Genomic DNA, 14181 nt, shown 5'->3' on the forward strand with positions numbered 1-14181 from the left:
TTAATAGGTGGGGACAATAATATAAACAATGATACTCTGATATACTCCTGCAGGAGTGGTGGGATTGGCCGAAACCCGATAATCAACTTCAAACTGTTGTGCAATGATCGGGGTAATAATCGGTCCCGGTGTATCTACGATAGGATCGCCAGGAGGTGTCCCTGTAAAGCCGGCATATTTCGGACCTCCGTTCGTGAATCTGTCAGCAGTTCCTCCGGTAAGACTAGTATCTCCGCTTGAGTAGCCGAAGCCGTATCCGCTCCATACGGTTGGTGAGGAGTTTGGACTGCCGTAGTGAGGTATTGTTTGTGAGTTGGCAGTGAGCGGCTGAGTGGCAAAACCGTATACAATATAGCCGTTATAGGCATTGGTCGTGGTCGTCATAACTGTGGATTTAGTGTCATCCGTAAAGCTGTTCAGTGAGTTCAGGTCATCAAAGATGATTGCATCCGAATCTACCCCGAATGACAAAGAGGCAATGGATGTCGTGGCGACAGCTTCAGGGCCCCATCCAGTCTCTGTAAATTCACCCTGTCGTGCCTTAACTTTAATTTTATATGTGGTATTCGGTTGGAGATTAGTGATGTAAGTTCCTGAAGCTCCTCCCCAGGCTGTGTATGTCAGAAAATCTTCAAGTCCCAGAGTTGTTCCGATTGATCCGTCACTCTGTATATACCGGATATAGGTCCATGATGTGTCCGATGCTTCCGTTATAGCGACAGCATATGTTGTATCCGATGGATTGCCCGCCGTGCTTATTATCATGCGGAGACGATCGTAGAGTGAGCCGGGATTATTAAATGTAGGAGCAGGAGGCAACGCAGGCATAATCGTGTTGGGTAATCCGGGAAGAACTTGGAAATTCGTTGAAGAAGGATCTCCTTGGGAAACTTCACCTAATATACCGAACAGTGAAAAGTTGGTTGAATCTGATTGCTCTGTCCCACCTGAACCGAATGAATAATCACGTAACTGAAAATTGGTACTTGAGGGAGATGCAGCGTATGTTGCTGCCGTGACCAACAAAAAGCAAACAACTATAAAAAGAAGTGCAATTCTTTTTCCCATATCTTCATTATAACGAAAAGAAATGAAAGTTCGAAAATTCTCATAATTTTCGATGGTTCTGTTTTGTTCAAATAATATAAACAAAATACGAACGTTTAAATTGACAGCAATGAATCTTGTAGTGTTTTCTTACATTTCTATATATTTCAAAAAATATGTTGCCCGATCAACATATTTGTTTGTTTATTGAGGTAATAATTTCGAAATAGGATCAGAACTACCTTCTTATTGTATATATAAGACTTGAAACACACCTGTTTTTGTATCTATACTGAACTAACGCACTCTGTTCGTATGTTAAACAAAATTGAACAAATAATAAAGAATTGCATATCTGGAAAGGTAATATCCAGATTGTTGACAGTCATAATACTGGCAGTCTTTTTTATTGGTTTTATCTTCTTATCAATCCAAACCGTAAGTGCTGCACCGGGTATCCGACAGACAATCAACTTTCAAGGAAAACTTGTGGACGATGAAGGATTAAATGTTGCGGACAGTACATACAGCATTATATTTACGCTGTATGACGCGTCATCAGGCGGCTCGCAGCTGTGGCAGGAGACCCGATCAGTTGCTACCAGTGATGGTATTTTCCGTGAAGAACTTGGCACCAGTACAAGTTTGTCTTCTGTTGATTTTAATAGCGATAGCATCTATTTAGGAATTAAGGTTGGGGCTGACGCAGAAATGACTCCTCGTGTCAGGTTTACCGCAACACCTTATGCATTCCAGGCACAAAATGTCCCGTGGAGCGGCCTGCAAGATGCAGCTGCAAATCTCGCAGTATCTATGGGGTCATATACTTCTGCGTTTACCTACGGGAACAGTACTGGAGCAAATGATCTCTTCAAGCTCGCCGATACGTCAAGCAATTCCGGGACAGGCAAACTTCTGTCAATTCAAACAGCATCGGGATCATCCGTAAAGCCTTTCCATGTATCTTCTGCCGGAGTAGAAGCAATTTTGGTTGATGCAAGCGGAAATATCGGAATCGGGACAACCAATCCCTCCCGCAAACTTGATATAAACGGAACTGTGCGTATGCGTGGACAGCTGTATGATTACAACGATTCTGTCGGTACCCCGGGACAAGTACTTTCGACCACAGCAACTGGCGTAGAGTGGATCGATGCATCCGGTGTCGGAACTGATGATCAGACACTTGCAGAAGTGTATGCAGAGGCAGGAAACAGTGTGCAGTTGACAGCAGGGTCAGGAGATATCCGCTTCTACAGAGGAACCAATACTGAGATGCTCTTTTTGGATGAAAGCAGTGGGAATGTGGGAGTGGGGACTACGAATCCGAGTATTGGAAAACTTCAAGTTTCTGGAAATATTTATTCTGCTGGTACTATGCAAGTTGTCAATTCATCAAATAATGGGCTGACGAATCGAGGTTTTGTATTATCACCAGCAGACTATAACGGTGAGAGTACATTTACAGCATGGGGGAATTCAGGAGGAACTACTGTCTTTGGCGCTCGAAATACCGGGAGCGGTAACATTACCGCTCAGTTATCTTTTGAACCGGGAGCGGGAATTGTTCGAATTTCGACGGGTACAACGTCACCTTCAGAACGAATGAGAATTAATGCATCAGGAGACGTGGGAATCGGTACGACAAATCCGGGGTACAAACTGGATGTGAATGGAGATATCCGGATTGCAAACGGGAGTGAGTTGTATAGTTATGGATCTGCCACTCTGGGAGACAGGTCATATACAACACCCAGTTATGTGACATCAGGTCAGACTTTCACTGCCTCGATACAGGCGCTTGATGATGCAGTGGAAGGGGTCATTTCCGGCTCAGGTGGGGTATGGTCGAGAGATTCAGGGAACGGATATCTCTATCCTCAGACGCTGACAGACAGCGTGGGAATCGGGACATCGACACCTTCAGAAAAATTACATGTGGTAGGGAATATCTTGGCGACAGGAAATATTGTCGGCTCTACACTGTCAGATGGTACGCTCAGTATTACGGCAGGGAACATTACCGGAGCGGGAAATATTACGGCCGGAGGCATCATTACCGGTACGGGATCAGGGTTGACAGGACTCAATGCAAGCAACCTTGCATCAGGCACTGTACCGTCTGCACGTATTTCTGGCAATTACCTCGGTATCACAGGAGTCGGGACAATCACAAGCGGTACCTGGCAGGGAAGTGTTATTTCTTCTACATATTTGGACACTGCAGTAATCCTTGCCACTGAGATTGATACATCAGCAGAGCTTGCAGGGATCATCGGAGACGAGACAGGTTCAGGAGCACTGGTATTTGCAAACTCACCGACGTTTGCAGGGAATGTGCTTTTTCCGGGATCCGGAATCTGGGAGTCAACAGGAGATGTGGGAATCGGTACTACCAATCCAGGATACAAGCTTGATGTAAATGGGGATGTACGTATAGCAAGCGGCAGTGAGCTCTACAGTTACGGTTCGGCCACACTGGGGAATCGATCATATACTACACCGACATATGTGGCAAGCGGACAGACATTCACGGCATCAATCCAGGCACTTGATGATGCGGTGGAGGGAGTTATCTCAGGTTCAGGAGGAGTCTGGTCACGGAATGCGGGGAGCGGATACCTTTTCCCTCAGACATTGACTGACAGTGTAGGTATAGGCACGTCAGTTCCTTCGGAGAAATTGCATGTCATCGGTAATGCAATCATTTCGGGGAATATCACGTCGGGCGGTATCATTACCGGTACGGGATCAGGGCTCACGGGATTGAATGCCTCAAATCTTGCATCAGGTACGGTACCTTCTGCACGAATCAGTGGCAATTATTCAGGAATCACGGGAGTAGGGACCATTACGAGCGGGACATGGCAGGGAAGTGTGATCAGTTCGACTTATCTTGATCCGGCAGTTATTTTATCTACAGAAATTGACACATCTGCAGAACTTGCCGGAATCATCGGAGATGAGACAGGATCAGGAGCATTGGTATTTGCAAATTCACCGGCACTTGTGACACCGAACATCGGAGCAGCAACAGGAACATCCTTAAATGTCACAGGAGCAATTACGGCAGGAGGAATTATCACCGGTACAGGATCAGGTTTATCTCATCTCAATGCTTCAACTCCCGATAGAGACAGTCGTCCGAAATAACTCAAACTCATAAAGATCGTTATAAGAATGAGGACCGCACCGGTGGCAAACCTAATGAGAGATGCGGTCGTAAAAAAATTTGCGGTATTGGATGACCCACCTGATTGAGTGCCTGCAGCGGAAGGATTATTGTCGTTTGTAGGCCGGACGACCACGCGAATTTTACTGATGACCTGTTCATTATCAGCAGCTTCCTGCACATCCACGTCCTCTGCAGCAGTACCGAGGACCGGGCCTGCACCCGTTGCCTTCATGCCGACTCCTTCCCAGGGAGACGATGTTATGTAGTCTCCTTTTTTGATGGGACCGTTTGCCAATGATACCCAGACAGATGCTTCACCGCTTGTTGCAAGGGGATAGGTTCCTTCAGCATCTCCTGTATTCAACTCAATTGCAGGATTTTCCGTCACCACACCAATAATGTTCTTCTGATATGCTTCGGTTGTCACCACGTACCCTTCATCGGTTGTGGCAATAATATATCCGTCTAGTACTGAATCTCCGTCGATAGGTACTCGTGTGCTGAATCCGAAAGAAGTATTCTGCGCATTTACAATTATTACGTCAGGAAAAAATACATGGAAAAGAGCTAAAAGAATACCTATCAAAAATATGTACGGACGTATTATTTTAAAAATTAGCCCATTTTGATACATAAATTTCATTCTAGTATAAATCCGAAAAGAAGTATAGGTCTTGTATGAGTTCCATACATATGGCACTCTTTAGGTAAAATAGATAATAGGTAATCCATAGGTGAAATATTGTTCAGGCTTTTGTGAACTCGCTTTGTATTGTACCAGACGAGGTATTCAATAAGGTGACGATTGAATGATCCGATACCGGTCCACTTGGTATAGATGTAGGGGTTCATAAATTCTTCCTGGAGTGTTCTGTTTGCTCGCTCAATAAAGGCATTGATCTTGGGACATCTGGGGTAGATAAAGAGGTGTGGGATATTGTTTTCTTCCAGATAGTCATGGAAGTTTCCCAGATACTCGAGGCCGTTATCTGTTTGTATGGTTTTTATACCATCTTGTATTGGGTATACTAGTTCCAGTCTTCTCATAAAATCAGCACCGTTTCGGCTGTTGAGTTTTGAGTATCCGTAGGAGAACTGGAATTTGAGTTTGATGTCCACTGCATTGAAGACATACAGCTTGATTCCGTGTACAAACTTCGTGATGGTATCAATCTCAATGTATCCGGTATCTTCCACCTTGGGAGACCGCTTGACCTTCTGTCGGTACTTTACTTTCCGTTTTGCAAAGCCACTTGCTGGATTGTGATAGATCCGGTAGGTCTTGCGCTGCAGGTTGTGTCTTTTGATCACTTTTCCAATGGTTGACTCAGATATAGTTGAAATTCCTTCCTGTAGGCAATACTCATCAAGTAAGGGCTTGATCTTCTCCTTTCCCAAACAAAAGTATTGTTCTCGAATCTCTTTGATAAAGGATATGACCTTCGGGTGAGTCTCCATACGTCGGGGTGTCTTTGGCTTGGTTGTCTCTGGTATCAGGCTATCCAACTGCCCTTCTGAATCTCGCCGTCTCTTCCTCCATCGAAACAATGTCCTTCGTGATATCCCATATGCATCAACTGCAGCTTGTATCCCGTACTTCTCTGCAAATGTCAGAACATCGTTTCTGATTTGTGCTACATCTGACTGATTGTAGTCTGATAGAGATCGTATCTTTTTCATAAGATCTCTATTGTACTGCCAGTCATAACTCCTAATTACTCGAAGCTGATCTCCTCCCCATTTACTCATAGATGTTAGTTCCCTATGAGTGCCATATCTTTCGTAACTTATTCAGGTCTTCTTGCAAAATACCACATATAAATTTCTAAATGAGCAATATAAAAAATGTCTTCATAAATTGATAATTGAATATATATGTTCAATAAAATAGTTCAAAATAACTTCCTTCTTAATATATATATTGCAACGTCTACAAAATTATGTAATACTGAATTTGTAGAGGGTATGAAAAAATTCCGGAAATTTATCATCGCAATCATAGTTATTGCAGTGTTTACTGTGTTATCCCTCTTTGCCTTCACGTACTACTCCCGTGCGGAATCGCCGATTATCTTCATCTCACAGCTGCTGCCAATGACCCGGGAGGGGTTGACTGCTACAGAGAGAGTTATCGAGACCAGGAATCTTCCGAATCCAACGTTTTTGTCAGAACCTGATTTATTGACAGATGCCACCCTTGAAATCAATTTACCGGCTTTATTTTCAGCTCCCGTGGTATTTCTGGAAGATATCACGGCACCCAATATCCTCTACAGCCTTGATGCGGGTGACGGAATTGAGCTTTCAGGAGATCCTCAATCTCCGACAATTACCAATACGGGAGTCATTTCACTTGAGGGAGTAAATGGAGCTATTGAGCTTCAGAGTGATAATATCCGAATCAGCACATCCGGGAATACGATCACCCTGAGCGCAGACATACCTGCCCCTGACATTCAAAAACTGACGGAATCCGATATTGAGGCATTTATCTTTGATGCCGATAATACCGGGACGCTTAGTTCGGGAACACTGTCACTGGATGAACTTTCCTACACAGGGACGATTCCTTCTGCAATTGTTGTAGGTGAGTATAGCGATATAACAGGAGTAGGAACTATTACAAGCGGTACCTGGCAGGGGAGCGTCATCAGTTCAACATATCTTGATCCGGCAGTGATACTTTCAACTGAAATTGATACATACACAGAACTAAACACAATTGTAGCGGACGTGACACTTACTCACAATGGACTGATCGATACCTCAGCAGAGATAGCGGGTATTGTCGGAGATGAGACGGGATCAGGAGCATTGGTATTTGCAAATTCTCCGACGTTTGCAGGGAATGTGCTGTTTCCGGGGTCCGGTATATGGGAAAGCACAGGAGATGTCGGTATTGGAACGACCAACCCCAGTGCCAAGCTTGAGGTTGCAGGTCAGGTCAAGATCACGGGAGGATCACCGGGAGCAAATAAGGTACTCACTTCCGATGCAAGCGGTCTTGCTACATGGCAGACATTGGGTGCAGCTAGTATCGGTGATGATTCTCTAGACTTTGATAAATTTTCAGACAATATGACGCTTGATGCAAAGACAATCATCAATCAGGCAGGGTTTGATTTCGGTTTCCAAGGGACAGGAAATGTGGGTATTGGGACAAGTACTCCTTCTGAAAAGCTCCATGTTATCGGCAATGCAATCATTTCAGGGAACATCACGTCGGGTGGGATCATTACGGGGACAGGATCAGGATTGACAGGACTCAATGCAAGTAACCTTGCATCAGGTACAGTCCCTTCCGCACGGATCTCGGGTAATTATTCAGGGATCACAGGAGTCGGAACAATCACTAGCGGAACATGGCAAGGCAGTGTCATTTCCTCAACGTATCTTGATCCGGCAGTGATACTTTCAACTGAAATTGATACATACACAGAACTAAACACAATTGTAGCGGACGTGACACTTACTCACAATGGACTGATCGATACCTCAGCAGAGATAGCGGGTATTGTCGGAGATGAGACGGGATCAGGAGCATTGGTATTTGCAAATTCTCCGACGTTTGCAGGGAATGTGCTGTTTCCGGGGTCCGGTATATGGGAAAGCACAGGAGATGTCGGTATTGGAACGACGAGTCCTGGGTATAAACTTCACCTCTCCGGTACGGCGACTACTACGATGGTAGAAAACACAAGTGCGAGTAGCTATTCTTACTATTCCATGCAAAACGATACAGGATTCAATGCGGGATTGTTATTCGCAGGCTCGACCTATGCAGGTTACGGAGGTGCGAACTCGTTGAGCATATTGAATGGGCACAGCGACGGTAACATTTCAATCTTTGCCGGAGGAACCACAGCGGCTAATGAACGCGTCAGAATAACTTCCTCTGGCAATCTTGGGATCGGCACAAGCTCTCCAAGCCGTAGACTCCATGTTGATGCAGCTGCCGATGGATGGTCAGCACGGATTCAAAACGATAACGGATATATTGATTTTGGACCAAATAATACAGAAGGTGCTCATATCTATACTGATCGTCCTCAATTTTACTTTAATCAAAAATTGAATATCATCACAAATGATATAACTTCTTACAATGGTGACTTTACATTGCAGCGAGCAGGTACAACAAGGCTTACATTGGGGTCGTCAACATCTACATTTGCAACACCTCTTAATGTCAATACAGGAACATACACAATATCCTTGGAGGGTAGAAACACATGGGATACCGGCGGCGCGACTCAGTACCCTGTCATCCGGAGTAGCAGCTCGAATGAGCGGGTCATGTTCCACAATATTCATGTTCCATATATGCAGAATGGCCAAGGTGGATATACAGGCACTACTACAGGGGCGATTATTCGTTTTGCCAGCAATTATACATCCCCAACATCCTGGGATGTCGGTATCGATTCTGATTTGGGTACAGACACGTTCGGAATAAGTAGAGGAACAAGCAATTTCTTAAGCATCGCTAACAATGGAACCGTGACCATCCCAGGTACGCTAATGATAAATGGAGCTGAAGCTGCAAGTTTGAAAACACATAATGCAACAGTGACAGATGGCTGGTATCGTATTGCAAGTGACGGGCCTACGAGCGATGGAGGAACAGGTGGGCATACAGCCTACGGAAGGTTTGTAGTATGGTCATATGAGTCGGATAGGCATTGTCAGGCAGAGTTCACTGCAGGATATGATTATAGTCGTTCTGCTACTTCTCCAACTGTTATTCTCAATAGTAACAACTGTTATAACGGTACCGATACTCCAATCACGGCTATACGAGCAGTTGCAGGAGACGCGTACGAGGGGGCAGCGGTAGAAGTCTACATTGATGTTACCACTAGTGCAAGTGTAGGATATCAAATATATGATGAGGCAAATGCTAGTCCTGCAACCAATGGGAATGGAGCTTGGACTCCTGTAGACTGGACTGCCGGAAGCGTATGGACCGGGGCGGGAGCCACTACCGTAAACATTGCTTCCACTGACGCAGTGATCGGAATGGCTTCAGGCTCGAGTGCTACAGATGAGTTTTACATTAATAGAAACGGCGTAGGAATCTTTTCTAACGGTATTTATAATCAAACCGCAGATGGAGAACTTGGTGCCAGTGCCAACTTTGTTTTCCGTGACACAGGAGACTCATGGCTAAGACTGCGTACTGCTTCAGGAGGTAGTACTTATGCTGATCTGGCAGTTGGTGACCTAAATGTTGCCGGTAACATTACTGCACTACAAACATTATCTTTCGCAAGCGGTAATACATTGACTTCCCAACCGACGGGGGATTACGGTTCAATACAGGTAAACGGAGGCGGAAAAGGGGCATGGGAAGGTTATAGCATCGATGGGCGCGCGGTATTTATGCACAACGGAACGACGGAAACAGGTATCTATAATGATGTTGAAAATGAGTGGCTATTCCACGGTACCCATAATGCAGGTTCAATTATGTACTATAACGGAGCAGCCCGGGTAACTACAACCTCAGGAGGAGCTACAATTACCGGGGATGGTAATGCAACAGGAGATCTGACTGCAGGTGTCGGATTGGGTGTCGCAAACACGACTTCGACTACAGGATACGGTCTTTCTCTCTATGGAGGCGCAACTGCCGGGGCTCCGACTTACGGCATGATGTTTGCCGGAACGGCAACATTCGGAGGGCATGGAGGAGTTTCCGGGAGTGACTGGGCGACTTATCTTACCATGAGCAATACCACAACCCGAGGATGGATTTTCAGACGGGGATCAACCAATGTCGCGAGTATCGCAGGAAACGGGACCTTATATACAAATGGAATTATTAATGCCGGAAGCAATATTACGGCAGGAGGTCACTTGTATGTAGGCGGAGGGACATCGTATTACTTCAGTTCGGCGGGATTGGTAAACGCCGCTCATTTGCGCTCGACAACCTATCTCCAGGTCGGATCAACTGCCGAGCAAGGGCTCTACTATGATATCAACTCAAATGACTTGGACGTGGGAGGATTACTTGCCCAAGATGGGACAGTGACTGTCAAGGATAGAAATGGAGTAGCACGTCTTGAGATAGATACTGACACTTCATATGCACGTCTAAAATTGCAGATGCAAACCAGTAACAACATTGGTGTTTGTCATGTTGTTAACGGATCATTTAGAGAAATCGTTGACTGTAGCAGTGCCCCGACTGATTTGGCAGAAAATTTCAGCACAGTAGATGCAAGTATAGAAGCAGGTGATTTAGTTATTGGTGATGGTCAGTCAAAAGTCATCCCAGAGCCAAATACACCTGGGAAAATTACAACAAAAGCATCAATTAAGAAAACAGACATGAGATACGATGACAATATCCTCGGTATCATCTCTACAGATCCCAATCAATTATACGGAGATGACGGGGTATTTGATCCGTCTGAGAATCCTGTACCGGTCTCTCTGGCAGGACGGGTACCCACTAAAGTTTCACTGGAGAACGGGCCTATACGTACGGGTGACTACATCACTTCATCATCTACTCCCGGTGTGGGAATGAAAGCTACCCGGGCAGGACGAGTAGTCGGTATTGCTCTTCAGGATTTCACGGGAGGTAGTGGAAACAACCAGTTCGGAAAGATTGTCGTTTTTGTCAATCCGACCTGGTATGATCCGTCAACGAAACTCAATTCAGCCGGAGAGCTGTCGATTAATGCAGATAATGGATTGTATAGTGTCAAGAATAGTACTGATAATACAACGTTTGATAATTCCAACGCCGCAAAAGAAATGATTGCTGCATATCTTAAAACAGGGAAAATTACGACTACTGATCTGAGTGTAGCCGGAAAAGCTGAATTTACCAATCTTCAAGTAAATAATTTCAAGGTTGGAGGGAAAACACTGAATCAGTATATTGAAGATTCTGTTGTGACAGGACAGGTCTTTACGAGCCTTGATGATCAACTTACAGCTCAAGAAACTCAGATTGCACAACTTGATCTTGAGAGCAACATCTTGAGTACCTCTGTCGCTTCGCAGTCAGCCTCATTAAGTACTGTTACCGCCAGGCTGGATCAGATTGAGCAGGCCACGAATGATACGGAAGCGGTTATAACGTCCCTTCAAGATAGAATTGCAGCTCTGGAAACGATGTTTGCTAACAACATGTCCACAAATTCCGCAATGCTCTTTACAGAGAGTCCATCTGCTACCGTGTCAGCAAGTATTGCCCGGTCAATCACGGATACTGAAGTCATCTTCGACAAGAAGCTCATCGCGGAAGATGATGTGACTATATTAGGTAAGCTCAATACATCAGATATTGGTGTGACCGGAACCATCTCAAGCGGGCTATTGACCATCAACGGATTCAATGATGAAATGGCGACTCCGTCTGCTACGATTTCAACACTCGGAGGAGTACTCAGCCTGCAGCATGACGGTATGAACGGAATTGAATTTATTGCAGGGAAAGTAGCCATTGATGTCAACGGTAATGTCCTGGTTCGTGAAGGAGATGTGGAGATAGAGAACGGTGATCTGGTGCTTCGAAAAGGAAGTATTAAGGGAAGCACCAGTATTCGCGGAATCGATGTACCTGTCACGGCAGGAGCTACGGAGATAACAGTGACATTTACTGACGTGAATGATACTGATACCTATGCAATCAGTGTGTTGCCGACATGGTTTACCAATATTATCGTCCAGGACAAGACAATAGACGGATTCAAGATATTGTTCGACAGACCGGCGCCGGTTGATGCCACTCTTGACTGGCTTATTGTGGAATAAGAGTGTACGACAAAAAGAAACAGATAGGGTATACTAAAAGCCTTAGTTACGATTTATTCAATTAATACATGATCACAACTGTTAAAAAGCTAAAAAATGGACTGCCTGTTATCTTTGTCGATACGGAGGCTTTTCCCTCTGTAACGACCATGATTCTTGTGGGAGCAGGTTCTCGTTTTGAAACGCCGGAAAACAACGGAATTGCTCACTTTTTCGAACATATGGCATTCAAAGGTTCAAAAAAATATCCTACGGCTTTTGATATCTCTTCAAAAATAGAGGGATTAGGAGGGGCTTTTAATGCATTTACAGCAAAAGACCATACAGGGTATTATGTCAAAGCACCCGTGTCTCACTTCTCAGAAGTGGCGGATGTACTTTCCGATATGCTTCTGCACTCGACGCTGGATCAGGGAGAAATCGACCGTGAAAAAAATGTCATTGTGGAGGAGATAAACATGTATGAAGATATGCCGTCCCGAAAAGTATCCGATGTTTTTGATGAGATGATTTTTGCCGGTCATCCCTTATCCTACGATATAGCAGGAAGCGAAAAAACGGTACGATCATTTACCCGCAAGACATTTACCGATTATATTGACGAGCTGTATCATCCGAACAATGCCGTGGTCATAGTAGCGGGCGGTCTTGATACGAAAACGGTGGGGATTGAAAAATATCTTGGGATAATTGAGGAGAAATTCGGTTCATGGGACAAAACCGGCAAAACAAAACAAAATCCCTTCGTTTCGAAACAGCAAAAACCTTCTATTATTGTCCGCTACAAAAAAACCGAACAGGCACACTTCTGCTTAGGATATCGTGCCTTTCCCTTCTCAGATCCCCGCAGACATGCCCTTACTGTCTTGAGCGGTATCTTGGGAGGGGGAATGTCGTCACGCTTGTTTATAGAGGTGAGAGAGAGGCGTGGATTGTGTTATTACGTCTCAACAGGTCGTGAATTGTATGAGGATACGGGATATATGGTCACTCAGGCAGGAGTAACCAATAATATAAGTCAGGTCAATGAAGCAATCGAGGTAATACTCAAGGAGCATAACAAGATTGCAAAAGGGGATGTCAGCAAAGAAGAGCTGGTAAAAGCGAAGGAGCTCTTAAAAGGTCGATTGTTACTGTCTCTAGAAGATTCCTACCGTGTTGCATCACTTCAAGGTTCAAGATATCTCTTTGAAAATCATACAATTGAACCTGAAGAAATTATTGCACTAATAGATAAAGTGACCGGAGAGGAGATTACAGCAGTGGCGTCTGATCTGTTTCGAGAAGATCGTTTAAATATTGCATTGATCGGACCGTATCACAAGAAAGATATTACAATCTAAATCCAATGATAGAATCGTATATATTTATTTTAGGGCTCTTTTTCGGTTCATTTCTGAATGTACTTGCAGACAGATTGCCGAACGGAAGGACATTGCTTGGACGTTCAAAATGTGATTCATGTTCGCATGAATTATCGTGGAGAGATCTTATACCAATTATTTCATTTATTGAAATAAAGGGAAAATGTCGTTATTGTAAAGCCCCATTGTCTATACAATACCCATTAAGCGAATTATTTACTGGCGTAATATTTTTGCTGACGTGGATTTTATCAAATCAGTGGTATCATTCAGAAATCCTGCATCTAATCCATATTGCGATTGCTTCTGTATTGATTGTGATGATGCTGAGTGATCTGCGTTACCAGATTATTCCGGATTCTATGCAGGTAATATTGCTAGTGCTCGGCATAATAAGGCTTATCTTCTTGGGAATGCTCCAGCAGGAGATGAATATTCTCGGATGGACTCAATTTGCGGGTTGGGCGATTCTTCATGGAGTCATTGTTATGGCGCCATTGCTAACTGTTTATTTGATCACGAAAGGACGCGGAATGGGATTTGGAGATGTGAAGTTTTCATTTACGAGCGGCTTCATTCTGGGGTTGTGGTCAGGTCTTGGGGCTCTGTACATAGGATTTATAACAGGGGGAATTGTGGGGGTATATTTAATTTTATCGCGGCGAGGAAAACCGAAATCAAAAATTGCATTTGGCCCTTTTTTAATTTTAGGATTTTATATAATGCTTTTTTTTGAACATGACGTCATATTTTGGATAGGCAGATTATATGGATTTTAGCTCTAAATAGGGGAAGTTGTATACTATTTGTGAATAGGTATTT

7 protein-coding genes are annotated in these 14181 nt (G+C 44.3%); 4 read left to right on the forward strand and 3 right to left on the reverse strand.

Annotation, left to right across the window (positions count from 1 at the left end; all coding sequences use genetic code 11):
* Window positions 1–1068, reverse strand: a complete 1068-nt coding sequence (locus IPM65_03640; protein QQS44663.1) for a hypothetical protein — start codon at window positions 1066–1068, stop codon at window positions 1–3.
* A gap of 294 nt (window positions 1069–1362) precedes the next feature.
* Here IPM65_03640 and IPM65_03645 point away from each other — a divergent pair, with 294 nt between their 5' ends.
* The gene (locus IPM65_03645) at window positions 1363–4200 is read left to right on the forward strand and encodes a hypothetical protein (protein ID QQS44664.1); all 2838 of its coding nucleotides are present in this window, start codon (window positions 1363–1365) and stop codon (window positions 4198–4200) included.
* Here the strand turns inward: IPM65_03645 and IPM65_03650 are convergent.
* Both IPM65_03650 and IPM65_03655 read right to left on the reverse strand, forming a co-directional pair.
* Complete coding sequence (locus tag IPM65_03650) at window positions 4155–4856, reverse strand: hypothetical protein (GenBank protein QQS44665.1); 702 nt, start codon at window positions 4854–4856, stop codon at window positions 4155–4157. The two genes, IPM65_03645 and IPM65_03650, sit on opposite strands and share 46 nt — an antisense overlap.
* Window positions 4857–4861: 5 nt before the next feature.
* Window positions 4862–5971 (reverse strand): transposase, encoded by a 1110-nt coding sequence (locus tag IPM65_03655; protein ID QQS44666.1) that lies wholly within the window; start codon window positions 5969–5971, stop codon window positions 4862–4864.
* Between the two features lie 216 nt (window positions 5972–6187).
* On the opposite strand from IPM65_03655, the gene IPM65_03660 reads away from it, so the two are divergent.
* The 3 genes from IPM65_03660 (at window position 6188) to IPM65_03670 (ending at window position 14138) form a co-directional block, all read left to right on the forward strand.
* Window positions 6188–11995, forward strand: coding sequence for a hypothetical protein (locus IPM65_03660; protein QQS44667.1), 5808 nt, complete (start codon window positions 6188–6190; stop codon window positions 11993–11995).
* Window positions 11996–12063: 68 nt separating this feature from the next.
* Window positions 12064–13338 carry an insulinase family protein gene (locus tag IPM65_03665; protein ID QQS44668.1) on the forward strand — a complete coding sequence of 425 codons (1275 nt, stop codon included), beginning with the start codon at window positions 12064–12066 and terminating at the stop codon, window positions 13336–13338.
* A 5-nt stretch (window positions 13339–13343) separates the two neighbouring features.
* Window positions 13344–14138, forward strand: a complete 795-nt coding sequence (locus IPM65_03670) for a prepilin peptidase (GenBank protein QQS44669.1) — start codon at window positions 13344–13346, stop codon at window positions 14136–14138.
* The last annotated feature ends 43 nt before the right edge of the window (window positions 14139–14181 follow it).

Source organism: Candidatus Roizmanbacteria bacterium, from assembly GCA_016700135.1.
Taxonomy (GTDB): domain Bacteria; phylum Patescibacteriota; class Microgenomatia; order UBA1406; family GWC2-37-13; genus UBA1450.